Genomic DNA, 18610 nt, shown 5'->3' on the forward strand with positions numbered 1-18610 from the left:
GTTTAATTACGGGACGCTTCTGTAGCTATATACCTCAAGATTCGTCATGTTTCACGCGTTTTTTTATTCACTGTATGAAATTATATTTCATTTTAAATAAATTTTGTCTCATATATTTAAATTTTATTTCATAAGTAGTACTATGAAGTCAAGGATGTAGAAAACGCTTTCAAAAATCGTAAATTAATCCTTGAAAAAGGGGGGGATGCTGGTTGCTGGGGTTTTCTGTTTTTCTTAATGAGAATTGGACTGAGGCAAAAGAAGCTTATGTGAATGACATGGCTGATGCTGGTTTTGAGGGTGTGTTCACGTCGTTGCATATTCCGGAAGACAATGGTACTTCTTACTGGGATCGTCTTCAGCCGCTGCTGGCGATTGTGCAGAAGCGCAGGCTTAAATTGGTGGCTGATATTTCTGGTGATGCTCTGAGACAAATCGGCTTTTCTTTACATGATCCAGAAGCTATCATAGCAAGCGGATTCAGCGGTTTGCGTTTGGATGATGGCATCGGAATGCAGACAGCAGCAGGTCTGTCACATCACATGATTATTGGACTGAATGCCAGTACACTGACGGAAAACGATTATGCGCAGCTTGTCGAGTACGGGGCAGATTTTAATCATATGATTGCCTGGCATAATTATTATCCGAAGCCTGAGACTGGTTTAGATGAAAGCTGGTTTTCTGCGCGAAATGCTTGGCTGAAGGCGAAAAAGTTTCGGGTGGCTGCTTTTGCACCGGGTGATCGCGATTTGCGTTTGCCATTATTTGAGACACTTCCTACATTAGAGTGCCACCGCCAGCAGAATCCGTTTGCTTCATTCTTGGCGCTCCAGCAGAGGTATGACGTTGATGATGTCTATATAGGTGATCCCGGTATATCCCAGTGGGTATATGAGCAATTTAACGCTTATATGCATCGTGGCCGTTTGCTATTGCATACTGCAGCTCATTGGCCTGAGGCTCGTGCTTATCTGGACGGTGACCACTCGAATCGTTTGGATGTGTCGCGGGATGTTGTGCGCAGTGATGGATCGAGAAGCAAGAATGCCTATGATACTATTCCGCCTGAAAACACTGTGTTGCGCTGCCTGGGAAGTATTACAATTGATAATCATTTATATCAGCGCTATAAAGGTGAATTGCAAATAACACGGCGTGAGCTTCCGCAAGACAGGAAAGTGAATGTGATTGGTCATATCCTGGAAAACGATTTAGCTTTAATAGATTATATACAAAGCGGGACGTTATTTACCATGCAATCACCAGTATGAGGAGGCTTTATGATGGATTTGAGTAAACTGGCAACAGAACAGCGTAATGCGAAAACCATGAACTTAGACAGTCTTTCAACTTATGAAATCTTGAAAATTATGAACTATGAAGATCAAAGTGTTCCCTCAAGTGTTAAAGAGGTGCTGCCGCAAATTGAAGAAACCATCGAAGCGGTTAAACAGTCATTTGATCAAGGAGGCCACTTGATTTATGCCGGAGCTGGGACGAGCGGGCGCTTAGGCGTGCTGGATGCTGCAGAATGTGTTCCGACTTTCAATGCTGATCCGTCCATGGTGCAGGCTGTGATTGCCGGGGGTGAACGCGCTATGACGGAGTCTGTTGAAGGAGCGGAGGATTCACGCGAACAAGGGAAGCAGGATTTACAGCAAATCCCCGTAACGGAAAAAGATACGGTTCTCGGTATCGCTGCCAGCGGCCGCACACCTTATGTAATGGGTGCCCTTGAATACGCTGACAAAATGGGGGCGGCCACAGCTAGTCTGGCCTGCAACAAAGAAGCGGACATCAGTCAGTATGCGAGCATTAATATTGAGGTTTCTTCAGGTCCGGAAGTGCTGACAGGCTCCACACGATTAAAGTCGGGTACAGCGCAAAAGCTGGTTCTTAATATGATATCGACTGCTTCGATGATCGGAATTGGAAAGGTTTATAAAAACTTAATGGTCGACATTAAGCCAACGAATGCAAAATTAATCGCACGATCCAAATCGATTATCATGGAGGCAACAGGATGTGACGCTGAAACGGCGAAAGATTACCTCAATGAAGCTGATGAAAACGTGAAGCTGGCCATTGTCATGATTTTAACTCATTTGTCCAAAGATGAAGCCAAACAACAGCTTAAAGCAAATGATGGGTTTGTAAGGCGTATTACAGAGGAATAGATGTATTCGTGTCAAAACTGAGGGGGAGTGAAACCTTATGGCTGAATCAAAAGAACAGCGATTAGCGAAAGACATTTATGCGCAAATCGGCGGTATAGCAAATGTCAGCAGCTTGACAAACTGCATGACCCGAGTCCGGATCACACTTCGCGATGACAGCCAGGTTGATAAGGAACAGCTTGAGGCGATCGATGGTGTGATGGGGGTCGTGGAAGAAAATGAGCTTCAGGTAGTTGTTGGCCCCGGAATCGCCGGTAAAGTAGCAGGGATCATGGCGGAGCAGGCAGGTGTTGAGCTCGGCGAGGAAATCTCCGATGACAACGCTGCAGCTAATGACATTGGTGGAGAAACTGATGAATCAGACCGGGAAAAAGTTGAATCAAAAGCTAAGGAAATGAAGGCTGAGTCGAAAGCGAAACGTGATAAAGACAGCCGGTTTAAACGTCTTTTGAAAACGATTGCAAACATCTTCATTCCACTGATTCCGGCATTTGTCGGGGCTGGTATCGTTGGCGGTATAGCTTCTGTGCTGGCAAACCTGCAGGAAGCCGGCGATATCAGTGACAGCTGGCAAGGTATTATCACGACTTTAACCGTTATCCAAAGTGGTTTGTATGCCTATCTGCCTATTTTTGTCGGTATCAATGCTGCCCGTCAATTCGGGGCAACGCCTGGTCTTGGCGGTGTTATTGGTGCTGTGACTATGTTGAGCGGAATGGATCCGGAAGAACCGCTGATTAATATTTTCAACGGTGATGCATTAGCATCCGGACAGGGTGGTATTATTGGGGTTATCTTTGCTGTCTGGATTCTCTCAATGGTTGAAAAACGTGTGCGCAAGATCATTCCGAATTCACTGGATATTATCGTGACACCAACCATTACACTGCTGCTTGTTGGATTATTTACGATCTTTATCGTCATGCCTGCTGCAGGTCTTGTCTCGAGCAGTCTGGTCGGTGCAATAACATGGGTGCTTGATATAGGCGGTGCGTTTGCCGGATTTGTTTTAGGGCTATTCTTCCTGCCGATGGTTATGTTTGGCCTGCACCAAATATTAACACCTATTCATATTGAAATGATTAATTCGTCTGGTTTCACACCACTTTTGCCGATTCTTGCTATGGCTGGAGCCGGTCAGGTAGGTGCAGCATTTGCTATATGGGTTAAATGCCACAAGAACAAGCGTATTACCCGTCTCGTTAAAGGGGCCTTGCCCGTGGGTATTTTAGGCATTGGTGAACCACTTATTTATGGGGTTACACTGCCGCTGGGCCGGCCATTTATTACAGCATGTATTGGCGGTGGTATCGGCGGCGCCGTTGTTGCCAGTATTGGAACGATTGGTGCCACAGCCATTGGACCAAGCGGCTTGTCTCTTATTCCACTGATTGCTAATGGGAAATGGTTAAGCTATATTATAGGACTCTGTGCTGGTTATCTTGGCGGCTTTGTGGCGACGTATTTCTTTGGTGTGCCAAAAGATATTCAGGAAGAAGTGACAGAAGACTAAAAACAGGCAGGGAATGCAGATGAATGAAAACATCATATTGCACATTCAAGCAAAATTACTGAAACTGCCCAAAGCGGAGAAAAAGATTGGGGCTTATATACTTGAACATGCTGTTGAGACAGTGACGTGCAATACCAATGAACTTGCTCAAAAAGCCGGTGTCAGCGCCGCGACGGTCATTCGTTTTTGCCGCTCCATTGGGCTGACCGGTTTTTCACAATTAAAGATCCAGTTATATGCTGACGCATCAGAAGTAGACAGTGATTTGTATACCGATATTACGCCAAATGAAGATGTAGGGGTGATTGCGGAAAAGCTGGCTCTGCGGTTCAATCAATCAATTACGCAAACTACGAATCATCTGGACCGGGAGGTGATTGAGTCAGCATCTTCTTTAATCAGACAGTCTGCGGGTGTTTATGTGTACGGTCTTGGCGCCTCTCATATTGTTGCTGAAGATTTCGCACAGAAATTTTCCCGGATTGGCAAGTCTGTTATTCATATGCTCGATCATCATCTTATGAGCTCGCTGATTATTAATGCAGAGGAGCCTCAGCTATTTGTTGCTGTATCAAATTCAGGTGAAACGAATGAAGTGATTAAATTAACTGAGATTGCTAATAAAAGAGGGTTCGACACCATTGGCATTTCGCAGCATGAGGAGAGCACACTCGCGCAGCTTGCTAATTTCCCGCTTATCCATCATGGCGGTGAGGAAGTGATGCTGCGGAGTGCTGCTACAACATCACTCATGTCGCAGCTATTTATGATTGATGTTTTATACTTTGCTTACGTCAGCCAGAATTCAGATCATGTTCTGGACATGCTGAAGGAGTCCAAAATTAATATTCAGGCTTTTTTTCATAATGAAGATGACTGAAAATGTGTCCTGGATGAAAGAGGTGTTAACGAATCCGCTATAAGCGCCTGTTTTTGTTGGGGCTGAGACATAACTTAAGTGACCAGCTGTATAAACGAACTGAACGCGGGATTCAGTGGAGAAAATATATGTAGATTGCTGTGGGAGCAAAGGATAGGTGAGACCCCGGAGTGCGCCAGCGCTTCGGAGGCTCACCAGCTGCCCGCGGAAATCAGAATATATTTCCGGAGCGGGTATTACTCTAACCATGTATTCCAATTGTTCGGTTTTTAGTTAATAAAAATACATTTGTCTCAGCCGTACAGGCTTCCAATAGTCAATATGTTACTGGGATGACTTGCTGGCAGCGTATGGTTTCTTATTTTTCAAAGGATTTGACTTTTCCAATGCATAGGCTGTATTCAGCACGGTTCCTTCATGAAAGGCTGGCCCCATAATTTGCATTCCTGCTGGAAGCTCCCCCTTAAATCCACAAGGGAGCGATAATGCAGGGAGACCGGTTAAATTTCCAGGTCCCATAAAACGTACTATATTGCCGATATCACTATACTGAAGCGCTGGGATCTTTTAATTTTTTTGTGACTGTTGCATCATAGTTAGAGATAAAATCTTGATGGATCTCTGAAGCCATCGTGGTGACATCATCTTTTATATATAAATTATTTTTGAATGCCATTGGAATGCCATAGTACATACCGCGGTAATGGCCATTTAAATATGTTTCAGGTCTCCTTTAAGATCCTGTGATGCCTGCCAACGGGCCTGAAGCACTTCTGAATGGCCGTCACCCATTTGAATCCCTCTGTTTTTGAGCAGTTGTCCAATCGATAACTGCAAAACTATCAATCTCCTCTTTAATAAACTTCAACAACTTGTCTCATGTTATATTTATTCCCGATTATAATATTTTGCACAAGCATTTACTTGTATTTTATAGAAAAGTATTCCAATTTGAGAAAAAAGACCCTTCATTTTGAGAGATAAATAGACGATGATAGTGAGTAGGGAATACGGAGGAGGTGAAAATGTTTGCAGAATTTGGATAAAACGAAAACAGGCGTCATTGTGCTGATGGCTGTCATGCTGCTTCTGGTCATGCCGAGGGTGACGCTTGCTTTCAGTAATCCTTACACTGACATGAACGCGAGTAATGCGCATTTTGAGGCGATTATGGAGCTGACGCAAGAGGGGATTATTAATGGCTACCCTAACGAGACATTTCGTCCGAATAAGCATCTGTCAAGGCAGCAGGCGGCGAAGTTATTCTATGATGCTTTGTGGTCTGGAAGGCGCACGATGGCCTCACAGGACTTCAGTTTCTACGAAGATATTGATGCTGACCATCGCTACGCTTTCGAAATCGCGGCCGTAACGCCTGCTATTTTCAAAGGTGAGCAGGATTATTTTAACCCTTATAACGAGATGACTCGGGAACAGATGGCCACAACCATCGTACGGGCATTTAACTTTGAAGATGACGGCACAGATCCAGCTATAAATCTATCGACCGTCTCATCCTCTCATAGAAAAAATGTCAAAATCTTAGCCCAGAACGATATAACCAGCTTAAAAGGTGATTTTAGATCGTATGAAGCTGTAACCCGAGGGCAATTTGCGACTTTTTTACATAGGTCAATGGTGAACAAAGGTATGCTTGAAACGCCAGATTCGGATTCAGAGCCAAATCCACCAGAGGAGGAGCCTGATCCGCCAGAAGCGGACAAGCCTGAACCGGATCCGCCGCAGCAGGGTGAGAATTCATATACGGTCACGTCGTATAACAGCAGCTTTTCTGAGGCGATGGATCATCAGCGATCACCAAAACTGGATGGTGCCGGACAGTTTACGGCCAGCCGAGCTTTAACGGCCTATTACGCCAATCCGAATAATTTTTCGAAAGAGTCACCGGCGTTCTTCCAGTTTTTACAGCTGTCGCATGATCCAGATTTAAAAGCCAGTCATATTAATCAGCAGATCCTGGCTGATACAGGAAGTCTCCAAGGGACGGCGGATGCTTTTATTAAAGCAGGTGAGCAATATGATATCAATGCGATTTATTTAATTGCCCATGCGCTCCATGAGACAGGAAACGGCCAATCATCGCTCGCTGGCGGTTTGCAGGCCGGTCTCGATGAAAGCGGGCATCCGCAATATGTCACGGCTGGAAACAAAGACAGCTTAACCGCTATTAAAACAGTCTATAATATGTTTGGCATCGGCGCCTATGATAACTGCCCTAAGAAGTGCGGCGCCAAACGTGCTTATCAGGAAGGCTGGTTTTCACCGGAAAAGGCGATTGTCGGCGGTGCTCAGTTTATTAATAACGGCTATATTAGCGGCGGCCAGAATACACTGTATAAAATGCGCTGGAATCCTGATCAGCCGGGCAGTCACCAATATGCGACACACGTGCAATGGGCTGTGATTCAGGCGCGTGAAATGATGAAAATGTATCAAGAGGCCGGATTGCTGGACAACATGTCGTTAACGTTTGACGTACCGGAATATCAGAATCATCCAGATGCAAGTTCGAAGCCAGTCGGTGAGGCTCAATACGCGCTCAATGAATCGGAAAAAGGGGAAACCTACGTGACGACCTCTGATTTGAACATGCGCACGTACCCTTGGGGCGATATCGCGGCAATCCTGGCAAACGAAACGCAGGTCAATGTTATCGGCGAGAATGGCGGCTGGTATAAGGTGAAAGCGAACGGCCAGACCGGCTGGGTATCCAGCGATTATTTAGAAGAGCCAGAACCTGGGAAAACAGACCCGGAACAACCGGAAGCGGATTCGAATAAGCTGGAAGTTGTTGGTATTTTAACGACTCTGAATGTGCGGCCGGAGCCGAACCGGAACAAGAAGCCAATCGGCAGTCTGCAGAATGGCGATACTGTTAAAGGCCTTCTTAATGATAAGGGCGACCTGATCCAAAGAAATGACTACTATAAAATCAAATATAACAGCCAGACAGGCTGGGCCCATAAGGATTATTTAACGGAAACGTGATAATTCCGGCGCGGGCTACCTGCAAGTGCGCACGAGACCAGGACGTTCAGCAGAAACTGGCAAAGCTATAGCCATCCGCCATTACGGGCGGGTGGCTACTTCTGTATCTGGTCTTATGCTAAGGACACGCTTGATGATTGAATGAGAGAAAGAGGGGTCATGTTTTAAGAAACCCCTGGGGTGGATCCAGGGGTTAAAACTGTCAATGGTTCATAGAGATAAAGACTGTGAGCGGCAGCAGACGTGAATCAGCTTCTTCTTACCGCTCTTCGTGTTTGTCGGATGTCTGGTTGTCGGCCATGTTTTCTTCTGTATCCTGCTTGGTGCTGCTGTCAGTGTCGTCGTTCACGAGATCGTTGGCTGAACTTTTGAATTCATGCAGCGTCTCACCTGCAGCCTTGCCAATTTGCGGCAGCTTTTTGGGTCCAAAAATAATTAAAGCTAGTACAACAATCAGAACCAGTCCGGGAATACCAATACTTCCGATACCCATGCTATAAACCTCCATTTTTTGCTGAGCTGTTTCCTGCATAACATCCTGATGGCAGTCCGCTGCAGAATGGTGTCTGTCAATGTGCGGAAATGCCAATGAGACGGCATCCCGCATTTACAGGCAGCGGCTAGTTTTAAGTTGTTTCCATGATAACACTAGCAGCACAGTGTCCGCCATCATGAATGCGCGTAAATTTTCCCAAGGCTCGATTCATTCGCCATAGCAGCCTTCAGTCAGGCTGGGTCATGACGGGATTCTTGTGGTTGCTGGCCTTCCTCCTGCGCATTGTCCGGCGTCTTCACCGGCTTGTCGTTCTGCGTCACATCGCCATCCGGCATGGACACATCCAGATGATCACGCAACTCTTTGGCCACCGCAGCCCGGCTTGCTTCGTTAACCTGATAATACCAGTAGCCATCATCCATATAGCCGCCTTCTCCGTCAAGCGTGAGTGACTCCATGCTCACGTCTTGATTCAAGCCGTAACGGGCAAATGCTTTCATATCAGAAAAGTACATATTTGTTGTCATGTTGTCCCCAACAGATTCGATGAGATTGCTGATGTTCGTAATTGACGAGAAGGACGTCGTTTTGTCCATAATGGTTCTGAGAATAGCGCGCTGACGTTCGCTGCGCTTGAAATCATTGTCATATTTACGTGTTCGTGCCAGAGCGAGCGTCTCCTCGCCATTCAGTTTTTGTTCGCCGGGTTCAAGATGGATGGCGTTTGACTCGTCATCGGCATCAAGCTCATTAATTTCATAGGGCACCTCATACTCGATTCCCCCGAGTGTATTGACTGTGTCGATGAAGGCATCAAAGTCCACCTCCATATAGTAGTCAACTGGTACATTCATAAAATTCTCCACTGCTTCTACCGCTGCACTCGGGCCGCCATTGGCATGGGCATGATTAATTTTCGTGTTGTAGCCGGTTGCCGGCACGTATGTATAGGTATCACGCGGTATGGTAAGGAGCTTGATATTCTGCTGCTCCTTGTTAAAGGTCGCCAGCATTAGCGCATCAGACCGGACGTTTTCAAAATCGCGTTCGTCACTGTTATCCACTCCGATGAGCAGGATCGATACATTATTGTCCACTGGATTAACGTCAATATCACGCAGGCTGGATTGATGGTCACGATCGATAGCCTGGTGAGAATCGTCCACCGTACCTTCTGCTTTGTTCATTAAATGCATGCCATACACAATCGTTCCCGAAGCAATCACCACAAGCGGGATCAGCAATATGAGAAACAGGCGTTTTTTAGTCAATCGCTTTTGTTTATGACGATGTCTCATCACCTAAACATCCTTTCAAAAAAACAGAACCTTATAGCTATTATACTATGTTATTAACTTTTGGTAAATTTCTTAATACGCCATTTGGGGAAAATTCCTGTGGGTGACAGCAAAAAATGCCGGTAATAGGCGACGTGAACGGGGTGAATCTGTTCGAAAAAGGACAGGCAGTCACAAAAACAAGTATTCTGATAATCTCCTTTGCAGGGCTGATTCTTATTCGGGTGATTGTATGCTAGAATAGCAGGAGACAATTACCAACGAAACGAGGCAGCAGATATGGAACAGAAATTGATTTTTTTCGATATTGATGGGACATTGCTTAATGATAATAAAGAACTGCCGGCAGCAACCATCCAGGCCATCGAAGAACTGCAAGCGGCTGGGCATTTCGTAGCGATTGCAACCGGCCGTGCGCCGTTTGCGTTTGAAGCTATTTTAACTAAATTGCACATTCATACCTATGTCGGCATTAACGGGCAGTATGTCGTGCATAACAACGACGTTATTTATAAAAATCCGCTCAAGTCCGATGATCTTGCTGAGCTGGAAGCGTATGCGACGAAGCGCGAGCATCCATTGGTTCATCTCAGCGATACGGATTGGTATGCGAACACACGGCATCATCCGCGGATCAACGAGGCGATTGACTCCTTGAAAATTGATCAGCCGCTCAAGTATCAACCTGATTTCTACCGTGAGGGCGATGTGTATCAGACACTTTTATTCTGTACTGAGGATGATGAAGCCACTTATAGACAAACGTTTGATCAGCTCGAGTTTGTCCGCTGGCACCCGTATTCTATGGATGTCATGCCTGCTGGCGGATCCAAGGCGGCGGGCATTCAAAAATTGATTCAAGAGCTGGATGTGCCGAGCGCTGATATCTATGCCTTTGGTGATGGCCTGAACGACATCCCGATGCTCCAGGCCGTGCAAAACAGTATCGCAATGGGTAATGCTTCAGATATTGTCAAACAGGCGGCCAAGCAGGTGACGCGTGATGTGAATGAAGATGGTCTCTGGCATGGTCTGAAAATGGCCGGGCTGCTGTGATGGAGAATGTTATGGTTAGACAATGATAGACATTATCGACCAATAGCGCAAAAAATATTAAACGTTTAACCTATTCTGCTATTGGATATATATGAGATAGTAACCTCTGATTTGAGGTTCTATGTTTACTGGCAAAAGGTATGAATGTGTCTTTTAATGATCATAGAAGTGACGCGCAAACTATCTAAGGAGATGGTCAGATGAAAGCGTATCAAATCAAAATTGACCTGACTGGTTCAGATCCACTTATCTGGCGGCGCGTGATCATGCCTGCTGACGCGACTTTCAATAGATTGCATGATATTATCCAGATGGTGATGGAATTTCACGATGACCATCTTTTTGCATTCGATCTCTCCGGTGACAATATGATCGTGACGAATGATGAAGACATGTATCAGGAGCATCAGGACTTTAAGAAGAACCGGAAAGCCATCAGGGCGAAAATGCTCGACGTTCCACCAGAGTATGAGGACATTCAGAGGGTGCGAATGCAAGAGTTGGAAAAGGTGGTGCGGAAGCCGGCAGGGATTAAGATTGATACGTATTTAGAGAAATATGGACAACTCCACTATACCTATGACTTTGGTGATAACTGGCGGTTTCTTATAACACTGGAGAAAACCAGATACGACTATTATTATGGCTACCCGACACTCATTGATGGCGCTGAGACGGCGCCGCCGGAAGATGTAGGCGGTCTTCCTGGCTATTATGAGTTTTTGCGGGTTTATAACGACTCGAGTCAACCGGACTATAAACGAATGACCGAATGGTTCCAGGAGCAGATGTATCGGGGATATAATCCAGCTTTTATTAATGGAACGCTCAAGTTCATTAAATATAGGAAAACCGAGTGGGATAAGCTAAACGACTCTAACTGAATCAAGGAGCATTCTGGAGAAAGGACTATCCATATGACACGGCAAACAAAAAAACCGCCGGAAAATGCTATTCGGGCCATCTTGCGGGCGGCCGATGAAGTTATAGGTGCAGGCGGGCGAACGCTGCTGGCCAAAATTCTGAAGGGCTCTCGTGAGAAAAAAGTGCTGCAGCTGCAACTTGAATTATGTCCGGTCTACGGCTATTTTAAAGAAGCGAGACAGGATGATGTTTTACACAAAATTGACTGGATGGTCAATCATGATTTTTTAGAAATTGAGTACAGCGGGAAACTCCCGATGATCATTTACTCAGACAGAGGCTGGGAAATCGAACGTGATCAGATGGCTGATGAACTTCTGCAGGAATGGGATGACTGGCTAGCTGCAGGAAGGATGAATCCGGATATGCATTACTTAAAGGACCGCAATCGCGGCATGATCTTATTACTTCTCGAAAAAGTGAAAGAAACCAATAGCCGGAAGTACATTCCCTATTTGCAGGAATGGGAAAAGATTGATTACAAAAAAGTGAGGGCCGCGATTCAGCAGACCATTCAAGCACTCAGAACAGATGCGCTCGCTGATCCTGAACCAGCTCGCAAACGACAGGCATCTATCGAGAAAGCACTGAAGGGGTGGACTCCCGAAATGTTTGATTAAACTGCCAGGACCGCAGTCCGTCTTGTACGCACTTGTTTCCAATTCAAAAATTCATAAATTTGTTCATTGATATGGACAAACGCTTCCGTGTAAAATGATATCTAATTGAAATGCCCATGATAAGGAAGATGACTTTGATTTATTTTATTTATTTTTTAATTTTGGTAGCGTTTGTCGATACCTTTTCACAGCTCCCGATTATGAGTCCGTATGCGCAGGGGCTTGGCGCGTCGTCGCTGATGATCGGGATCATTGTGGGAATGTATTCATTTACGAATATTGCCGGGAACATGGTGGCCGGCTATGTGATTGATCGAAAAGGGATCAAACGAATTCTTAGCGCTGGTTTACTGGTGACCGGAGTGATTCTGACGCTTTATGTGTTAGTGAACTCTCCGGGTGCTCTTCTGGTGGTGCGCTTTTTCCATGGCTTGTCGGGCGGCTTGCTGGTGCCCGCAGCATTCACTTATTTGGCCAATCACAATGCAGAGAGGCAAAAGGGAAAAGTGATGGCGCTGTCCGGAGCCGGCGTTGGCCTGGCGTCGATTATCGGACCAGCCTATGGCGGCATTATCAGCTCGAATTTTGGAGCTGATATGGTGTTTGTGACGATCGGATTCTTAATGATTGTGACAGCATTTCTGGCGTATTTTGTGCTGCCTGAAAAACAAAAGACACCTTCTGAAAACGTTGATGGCGGTCTTCATATAGGCAGTTTTGCTGCGCTATTTAAACGCCGCGGTCTGCTGCTGAGCTATGCCGGTGCTTTTTCACTTATGTTTTCCCAGGGGATTCTTGCCTACGCTTTGCCGCTTCGCGTAACGGAACTGGGCTTTGACAGCAGTTTGAGCGGCATATTGCTGAGTACGTTCGCGATTATCGCAACGCTGATTTTCATTCTGCCCACTAACCGTCTGTATGATCGCCTGCCCTATGCGCCGACGATGATGACAGGCATTGTCATTCTCGGTCTCGCACTGGCTTTACTGGAAATCGTGACTGTTAAAGGGCTCATGTTTGGTGTCATGGCTTTTTACGGCGTCGGATTTGCAATGATATTCCCGCCAATGACCGCACTGGTGGCAAGCAATGCTGGCACAGCCGAACGCGGAAAGGCTTATGGTCTATTCTATGGCTTTTTCTCGTTGGGTGTTGTCGCCGGTGCGTTTGTCACAGGTCTGTTTGCCGAAACAGGCTTTGGTGTCTTTTTAGTGGGAACCGTCTGGCTGCTGATCAGTGTGCTGGGCATGTGGCTGGTTTACCGGCGGCGCGTGGAATGAGTGATTGCCGCGGCTGGAAAATTAAAAACACGCGCACGTCCGGCTTATCGGGCGTGCGCGTGTTTTAGTGGAGCGCTGTTTAATTAGATGATTCCTCATCCCGCAGATAATAACTGGTCACTGGGTTCAGGTCGTTATCCAGTTCATAAACGAGCGGGACGCCTGTCGGGATATTCACATCGGTGATGTCCTGATCACTGATGTTGTCCAGGTATTTAACGAGCGCTCTTAAGCTGTTGCCGTGCGCTGCAATCACGATTTTCTGGTCATTCTCAAGTTCGGGGACAATCGTTTCATGCCAATAAGGAATGACGCGTTCGATCGTTCCTTTCAGGCTTTCGCCGGCTGGCAGCTCATCCTTGGAGAGCTCGCTGTATTTGCGGTCATTGGCCGGAAAACGCTCGTCGCTTGTTTCCAAAAGCGGCGGGGCAACGTCGAAGCTCCGGCGCCACTGATGAACCTGCTCTTCGCCGTGCTCCTCAGCTGTTTTGGCCTTGTCCAATCCCTGCAGCGCGCCGTAATGCCGTTCATTTAATTTCCATGATTTATGGACGGGAAGCCACAGCTCGTCCATTTCATCCAGGACATAATAGAGCGTTTTGATGGCCCGTTTTAAGTAAGAAGTATAGGCCATATCAAACGTGTAGCCGTTCTGTTTGAGAATCCGGCCTGCCTGCTTGGCATCGTCGGCGCCTTTTTCAGTTAGGTCCACATCGGTCCAGCCGGTGAACCGGTTTTCCAGATTCCAGTCACTCTGTCCGTGCCTGATTAAAACAAGTTTCATGGTGTTTCCTCCTTTTAACGCAGTACAGACCCATTCTATCATAATTGGTGCTAAAAATCCGTATACGCAGGGTGGCAAAAGTGCGCATCGAACGAAATGGTAAAAAATCTTCGCAGTATATCAAACAGCATTTTTTGTTCCTCATTAAAAGATTTTAATCTTCTACTCATCGTTTTTTAAATTGTGGTCAATAAAATAGAAATTGAAAGTTGGTCAGACAGAAAATAATTTTAAAGCTGACACATAATTAAAGGAGATTGATCACATTGTTTAATGATTTCCAAATAAAACCGATGCTTGCAAATACCGTTTATCAATATTTGAAATTTGATCTAGTTCTTGAAGGAAAGAAATATCAAGGTCTTTATAATAAAGGAAACATTCGTTGGTTTCAGCCAAAGCCACTATCTGAGGAACTTTCTTTTTACAGTCTTCATGATGTTGAAGAAGAGGTTCATCGTCGAATTAATGATTTCCAAATAAGACCGATACTTGCAAATACCGTTTATCAACATTGGAAATTTGATCTAGTTCTTGAAGGAAAGAAATATCAAGGTCTTTATGATAAAGGAAACATTCGTTGGTTTCAGCCAAAACCACTACAAGAGGAATTTTCCTTTTACAGTCTTCATGATGTTGAAGAGGAAGTTCACCGCAGAATTAAGGACGAATTAAACCAGTAAAAGATATGTTCTATTTAAATTGACGAGTTAATCATCCGTGAAAAAAATCTCTTCATAATGAGGAATGTATTCATTATGAAGAGATTTTTTCATTTCTGTATCCGCATAATTATGGTATTGGGTTTTGCCAACGGTGAAGCAGGCAGGACTTGATAAATAAATAATGTGGTTTTGAAAACAATAATTAAAAGTTGCAATTCCATGCTTGTAAAATGTTAGCTACTTGATTTGAGGGTGGATGATTACACATGTCGGAAGAAAACATATTGATTGTCGAAGATGAAGCCCGAATTGCGCGCGTTATAAGTCTTGAACTTCAGCATGAGGGATATGTAACAGAGTCTGTATCAACCGGTCAAAAAGCACTCAGAAAACTTTCTTCAACATCATGGGATCTCATTTTGCTGGATATTATGCTCCCGGAGATGAGTGGTATGGAAGTGCTCAGACGGTTACGGGCCGAGAATAACACTGTTCCAGTCATAATTTTAACGGCTAAAGATACGACTCCGGACAAAGTAAGCGGTCTTGATCTTGGTGCCAATGACTACGTAACAAAACCATTTGAAATTGAGGAGCTTCTGGCAAGGATCCGTGCTTGTCTAAGATCATATCAAAGTCAACAGCAATCCAGCCCATTTGAATCACATACAATAATGGTCGGTGATCTTACAGTGAATTTAAATACCAGGATGGTACAAAGAGAAGACCAATCAATCGATCTAACCCCTAAAGAATTTGATTTGTTAACCTATTTAATGAAAAATGAGAATCAAGTGTTGGAAAGAGAACAAATCATCGTTAACGTATGGGGGTATGATTACGTTGGTGAAACGAATGTTGTTGATGTTTACATTCGCTACCTGAGAAGGAAAATAGATAAGGGTTTTCAACAATCCTACATTCAGACTATCCGTGGCGTAGGCTATAGTATGAGAGCGGATCCATCATGAAAATTCGGACCAAAATTTATTTGATTTCTTCTGTTTTTTTATGTTTGATTTTATTGATAATGAATGTATCCATTTATTTCTTTTACAAACAGGCGGCGATCCAAGAGAAGGCTGATTATTGGCAGGACCAAGCGGAACTAATAACTGAAAATAACAATTTGGATCTTCTTACCACCCCTGGCCATAGCAGACTGTTAAGGGCGCATGTTATTGATGATGGTATCGTCCGATTTATTAACACAGAGGGACATGTTGTTAATGAAATCGAGAATGAGGAGGAATTAAAAAGTCTCTCACCAGTTGTTAAGAAAGATGACGATTATGAACGGGTAACCCTTCAAGGAGAGAAGTACTTAGTAGCCTGGTATCCTGTTTACGATGCTAATGATCATTTTCTTGGCACCTTAGAATTGGCTCGAACCCTTGATCCTCTTTATGAAAACTTATCTCTCCTATTATTCATTATAATAGTCGCTTCGATTGTAGCTGTCCTTCTTTCTATTCTGGGAGGCAAACTATTAGCAAACATTCTTCTCGATCCTATCTCTTCGATGACAAAAACGATGCGAACGATAGCATCGAGCGGTCAATTTAGGAAAATCCAGACAACGCGACTTTCTGAGGATGAATTATATGATATGGCTATAACGTTTAATAATATGATCAATCGTCTTGAGGAAAACTTCGACAAAGAAAAACAATTTATTTCAGATGCTTCACACGAACTTAAGACGCCCTTAACTGTCATTGAAAGTTATACTAAATTAATAAAACGATGGGGGAAAGACGATGAATCCATTCGGGAAGAGGCCATTGAGGCAATTAGTTCAGAAACTCAACGAATGAAAATGCTGACGGAAAAAATGCTAAACTTGGCAGCGACCGAGCGTGGGGATGAATCCATTTATCCCGAGTCCATTGAACTCGTCAGCTTTTGTCAAGCGATTCAACGAACGTTGTCAATCACTTATAACCGAAATGTTCAATTTCTTTCTGATAGGGACGAAATTTATGTGGATTGGGATCCACAGAAACTTAAACAAGTGCTGTACATTTTTGTAGATAACGCTATTAAATACAGCGATCAGCCTGTTCAAATTAATCTTAAAGAAGTAGATAACAGAATAACAATCACTGTAATTGATGAGGGTATTGGCATACCCAAAGAGGACTTGGATCAGATTTTTGGACGTTTTTATCGTGTCGATAAATCGCGTAACAGCCAATCAGGAGGTACAGGTCTAGGTCTTTCTATTGCTGCGGGAATTATTGCTAAACATGGTGGTAACGTCACTGTTGAAAGCGAGGAAGACAAAGGAACGGCGTTTACAATTTATTTAAATTAACTTTGAATTCTTCTGGATATTGTTTGTTATGTGTTACGTAAGTGTCAATAATCGCGCCATATATAAATCACAGGTGATCCATGTGATAATCTCCGTTAATTCATCTGGTGAAGAAGATATAAATTAGCAAAAGTGTTCCCAAACTATTATTTATTATCAAATGCGGTCATTAATAAAAAAGTGCGTTCCCATGCGAAGGAGCGCACTTTTCATTATTAGGCCGATGCGAAACGTTCGACATAGGGGAAGAAGCCGTGTGTTGCTTTGGACAGGGCATGTTATGTCTTAGATTAAATCCATGCTTAGATAGCGTTCACCGGTGTCGGGTGCGATGCATAAAACACGCTTGCCGGGGCCTAAACGTTTTGCTGTGTCGAGAGCAGCATAGACGGCCGCAGCACCGGAAGGCCCGATAAAGATGCCTTCACGCTGTGGAAGCCGGCGGAACATATCGATGGCATCCTCATCCTCAATTTGCATAATTTCGTCGTAAACGCTGGTGTTCAAAATTTGCGGAACGAATCCGGGACTCGTGCCAACTAACTTATGCGGACCAGGCTCACCGCCCGATAAGACGGGGGATCCCTTAGGTTCAGCAACGGTAATCGTTAAACCAGGTATTTTTTCCTTTAAAACCTCGCCTGTTCCAGTGACGGTGCCTCCCGTACCGGCTGTGCAGACGAAAGCATCGAGATCGCCATCCATCTGCTCAACAATTTCCAGAGCTGTCGTTGAGCGGTGAATGTCCGGATTGGCTTCATTTTCGAATTGCTGGGGGATAAAGCTGCCTGGTATGTCCTTCTGCAGTTCGAGCGCCTTGTTAATCGCACCAGGCATTTTCTCCGCACTCGGGGTGAGCACAACCTCAGCACCATAAGCCTTTAAAAGATTCCGCCGCTCTAATGTGCTGTTATCCGGCATAACCATAATCGCCTTATAGCCTTTAGCAGCGGCATTCATAGCAAGGCCGATGCCCGTATTGCCGCTGGTCGGCTCAATAATCGTCGCGCCGGGCTCCAAAAGACCCTGATCATCTGCCGTTTTAATCATGCTGTAAGCAGCACGATCTTTGACACTCATGCTAGGATTCATGGATTCAAGTTTAATGTAGACATCCGCAGATCCCTCAGGTACCAGACGATTCAATTTGACAATCGGCGTCTTGCCGATTAGCTCCGCCATATTTTGTACAACGTCCATATTCGGATACACTCCTTATCAAGCGGGAAATGAGCCGCAGCTTAATTCCTAGTAGTTTACTCTATATTAACAGGTTTATGCAGCTGTTCCCAATATTTAAGTTGGATGGAAGGGAAGGATTTAGTAAGGTGTGCAGGAGTAGGCGCGCGAGCACAGTACGAAGGCGCGCGAGCACAGCACGAAGGCGCGCGAGCACAGCACGGGGGCGCGCGAGCACAGCACGAAGGCGCGCGAGCACAGCACGAAGGCGCGCGAGCACAGCACGAGGGCGCGCGAGCACAGCACGAAGGCGCGCGAGCACAGCACGAGGGCGCGCGAGCACAGCACGGGGGCGCACGAGCACAGCACGGGGGCGCGCGAGCACAGCACGAAGGCGCGCGAGCACAGC

At 45.2% G+C, this 18610-nt stretch carries 19 protein-coding genes and 1 pseudogene; 12 read left to right on the forward strand and 8 right to left on the reverse strand.

Going from position 1 to position 18610, the window contains the following annotated elements:
* Positions 1–212: 212 nt before the first annotated feature.
* Genes ACFQU8_RS07845 through ACFQU8_RS07860 form a run of 4 tightly spaced genes read left to right on the forward strand, consistent with a single transcriptional unit; the run spans position 213 to position 4573 of the window.
* A complete protein-coding gene (locus ACFQU8_RS07845; protein ID WP_382358658.1) occupies positions 213–1274 on the forward strand; it encodes a MupG family TIM beta-alpha barrel fold protein in 1062 nt (353 codons plus the stop codon).
* Positions 1275–1286: 12 nt separating this feature from the next.
* Complete coding sequence (gene murQ, locus ACFQU8_RS07850) at positions 1287–2180, forward strand: N-acetylmuramic acid 6-phosphate etherase (RefSeq protein ID WP_382358659.1); 894 nt, start codon at positions 1287–1289, stop codon at positions 2178–2180.
* A gap of 37 nt (positions 2181–2217) precedes the next feature.
* Complete coding sequence (locus ACFQU8_RS07855; protein WP_382358660.1) at positions 2218–3693, forward strand: PTS transporter subunit EIIC; 1476 nt, start codon at positions 2218–2220, stop codon at positions 3691–3693.
* Positions 3694–3712: 19 nt separating this feature from the next.
* Complete coding sequence (locus tag ACFQU8_RS07860) at positions 3713–4573, forward strand: MurR/RpiR family transcriptional regulator (RefSeq protein WP_382358661.1); 861 nt, start codon at positions 3713–3715, stop codon at positions 4571–4573.
* Positions 4574–4897: 324 nt separating this feature from the next.
* Here the strand turns inward: ACFQU8_RS07860 and ACFQU8_RS07865 are convergent, their stop codons facing one another.
* From ACFQU8_RS07865 to ACFQU8_RS07875, 3 genes and pseudogenes are all read right to left on the reverse strand, one after another.
* Positions 4898–5092, reverse strand: coding sequence for an amidase family protein (locus ACFQU8_RS07865; protein ID WP_382358662.1), 195 nt, complete (start codon positions 5090–5092; stop codon positions 4898–4900).
* 25 nt (positions 5093–5117) lie between these two features.
* A pseudogene (locus tag ACFQU8_RS07870) lies at positions 5118–5273 on the reverse strand (amidase family protein); the annotation flags it as partial.
* Between the two features lie 11 nt (positions 5274–5284).
* Positions 5285–5410: a hypothetical protein gene (locus ACFQU8_RS07875; RefSeq protein WP_382358663.1), complete on the reverse strand. Its 126-nt coding sequence runs from the start codon at positions 5408–5410 to the stop codon at positions 5285–5287.
* Between the two features lie 192 nt (positions 5411–5602).
* Here ACFQU8_RS07875 and ACFQU8_RS07880 point away from each other — a divergent pair, with 192 nt between their 5' ends.
* A complete protein-coding gene (locus ACFQU8_RS07880; protein WP_382358664.1) occupies positions 5603–7582 on the forward strand; it encodes an SH3 domain-containing protein in 1980 nt (659 codons plus the stop codon).
* Between the two features lie 259 nt (positions 7583–7841).
* On the opposite strand, the gene ACFQU8_RS07885 is transcribed toward ACFQU8_RS07880, so the two are convergent.
* Together ACFQU8_RS07885 and ACFQU8_RS07890 are read right to left on the reverse strand one after the other, a co-directional pair.
* Complete coding sequence (locus ACFQU8_RS07885; protein ID WP_382358676.1) at positions 7842–8075, reverse strand: twin-arginine translocase TatA/TatE family subunit; 234 nt, start codon at positions 8073–8075, stop codon at positions 7842–7844.
* Positions 8076–8308: 233 nt separating this feature from the next.
* Positions 8309–9376, reverse strand: a complete 1068-nt coding sequence (locus tag ACFQU8_RS07890; protein WP_382358665.1) for an LCP family protein — start codon at positions 9374–9376, stop codon at positions 8309–8311.
* A 279-nt stretch (positions 9377–9655) separates the two neighbouring features.
* Between ACFQU8_RS07890 and ACFQU8_RS07895 the strand changes: the two genes are divergently transcribed.
* From ACFQU8_RS07895 to ACFQU8_RS07910, 4 genes are all read left to right on the forward strand, one after another.
* Complete coding sequence (locus tag ACFQU8_RS07895) at positions 9656–10432, forward strand: Cof-type HAD-IIB family hydrolase (RefSeq protein WP_382358666.1); 777 nt, start codon at positions 9656–9658, stop codon at positions 10430–10432.
* A 200-nt stretch (positions 10433–10632) separates the two neighbouring features.
* Complete coding sequence (locus ACFQU8_RS07900) at positions 10633–11316, forward strand: plasmid pRiA4b ORF-3 family protein (protein ID WP_382358667.1); 684 nt, start codon at positions 10633–10635, stop codon at positions 11314–11316.
* Positions 11317–11349: 33 nt separating this feature from the next.
* Positions 11350–11976 carry an RQC-minor-1 family DNA-binding protein gene (locus ACFQU8_RS07905; protein ID WP_382358668.1) on the forward strand — a complete coding sequence of 209 codons (627 nt, stop codon included), beginning with the start codon at positions 11350–11352 and terminating at the stop codon, positions 11974–11976.
* Positions 11977–12110: 134 nt separating this feature from the next.
* On the forward strand, positions 12111–13256 hold the full coding sequence (locus ACFQU8_RS07910) for an MFS transporter (protein ID WP_382358669.1): 1146 nt from the start codon (positions 12111–12113) through the stop codon (positions 13254–13256).
* A gap of 79 nt (positions 13257–13335) precedes the next feature.
* Here the strand turns inward: ACFQU8_RS07910 and gpmA are convergent, their stop codons facing one another.
* Positions 13336–14040, reverse strand: coding sequence for a 2,3-diphosphoglycerate-dependent phosphoglycerate mutase (gene gpmA / locus ACFQU8_RS07915; RefSeq protein WP_382358670.1), 705 nt, complete (start codon positions 14038–14040; stop codon positions 13336–13338).
* Between the two features lie 266 nt (positions 14041–14306).
* On the opposite strand from gpmA, the gene ACFQU8_RS07920 reads away from it, so the two are divergent.
* The 3 genes from ACFQU8_RS07920 (at position 14307) to ACFQU8_RS07930 (ending at position 17022) form a co-directional block, all read left to right on the forward strand.
* Positions 14307–14723, forward strand: a complete 417-nt coding sequence (locus tag ACFQU8_RS07920; protein WP_382358671.1) for a DUF5342 family protein — start codon at positions 14307–14309, stop codon at positions 14721–14723.
* 248 nt (positions 14724–14971) lie between these two features.
* Positions 14972–15676, forward strand: a complete 705-nt coding sequence (locus ACFQU8_RS07925; RefSeq protein WP_382358672.1) for a response regulator transcription factor — start codon at positions 14972–14974, stop codon at positions 15674–15676.
* Positions 15673–17022 carry a sensor histidine kinase gene (locus tag ACFQU8_RS07930; RefSeq protein ID WP_382358673.1) on the forward strand — a complete coding sequence of 450 codons (1350 nt, stop codon included), beginning with the start codon at positions 15673–15675 and terminating at the stop codon, positions 17020–17022. Before ACFQU8_RS07925 ends, ACFQU8_RS07930 begins: the two co-directional genes overlap by 4 nt.
* Before the next feature lie 285 nt (positions 17023–17307).
* On the opposite strand, the gene cysK is transcribed toward ACFQU8_RS07930, so the two are convergent.
* The gene (gene cysK / locus ACFQU8_RS07935; RefSeq protein WP_382358674.1) at positions 17308–18222 is read right to left on the reverse strand and encodes a cysteine synthase A; all 915 of its coding nucleotides are present in this window, start codon (positions 18220–18222) and stop codon (positions 17308–17310) included.
* 120 nt (positions 18223–18342) lie between these two features.
* Positions 18343–18610 (reverse strand): hypothetical protein (locus tag ACFQU8_RS07940; protein ID WP_382358675.1); only part of this gene is annotated, 268 nt, incomplete at its 5' end.

The sequence above is a fragment of the Lentibacillus kimchii genome (assembly GCF_042666895.1).
Lineage (GTDB): Bacteria > Bacillota > Bacilli > Bacillales > Amphibacillaceae > Lentibacillus > Lentibacillus kimchii.

Excerpts from the sequence above, each read along its gene's own strand:
- murQ (WP_382358659.1), top strand. The coding sequence starts at position 1,287 with ATGGATTTGAGTAAACTGGCAACAGAACAGCGTAATGCGAAAACCATG.
- ACFQU8_RS07855 (WP_382358660.1), top strand. The coding sequence starts at position 2,218 with ATGGCTGAATCAAAAGAACAGCGATTAGCGAAAGACATTTATGCGCAA.
- ACFQU8_RS07860 (WP_382358661.1), top strand. The coding sequence starts at position 3,713 with ATGAATGAAAACATCATATTGCACATTCAAGCAAAATTACTGAAACTG.
- ACFQU8_RS07865 (WP_382358662.1), bottom strand. The coding sequence starts at position 5,092 with ATGGGACCTGGAAATTTAACCGGTCTCCCTGCATTATCGCTCCCTTGT.
- ACFQU8_RS07885 (WP_382358676.1), bottom strand. The coding sequence starts at position 8,075 with ATGGGTATCGGAAGTATTGGTATTCCCGGACTGGTTCTGATTGTTGTA.
- ACFQU8_RS07890 (WP_382358665.1), bottom strand. The coding sequence starts at position 9,376 with ATGAGACATCGTCATAAACAAAAGCGATTGACTAAAAAACGCCTGTTT.
- ACFQU8_RS07895 (WP_382358666.1), top strand. The coding sequence starts at position 9,656 with ATGGAACAGAAATTGATTTTTTTCGATATTGATGGGACATTGCTTAAT.
- ACFQU8_RS07900 (WP_382358667.1), top strand. The coding sequence starts at position 10,633 with ATGAAAGCGTATCAAATCAAAATTGACCTGACTGGTTCAGATCCACTT.
- ACFQU8_RS07905 (WP_382358668.1), top strand. The coding sequence starts at position 11,350 with ATGACACGGCAAACAAAAAAACCGCCGGAAAATGCTATTCGGGCCATC.
- gpmA (WP_382358670.1), bottom strand. The coding sequence starts at position 14,040 with ATGAAACTTGTTTTAATCAGGCACGGACAGAGTGACTGGAATCTGGAA.
- ACFQU8_RS07925 (WP_382358672.1), top strand. The coding sequence starts at position 14,972 with ATGTCGGAAGAAAACATATTGATTGTCGAAGATGAAGCCCGAATTGCG.
- ACFQU8_RS07930 (WP_382358673.1), top strand. The coding sequence starts at position 15,673 with ATGAAAATTCGGACCAAAATTTATTTGATTTCTTCTGTTTTTTTATGT.
- cysK (WP_382358674.1), bottom strand. The coding sequence starts at position 18,222 with ATGGACGTTGTACAAAATATGGCGGAGCTAATCGGCAAGACGCCGATT.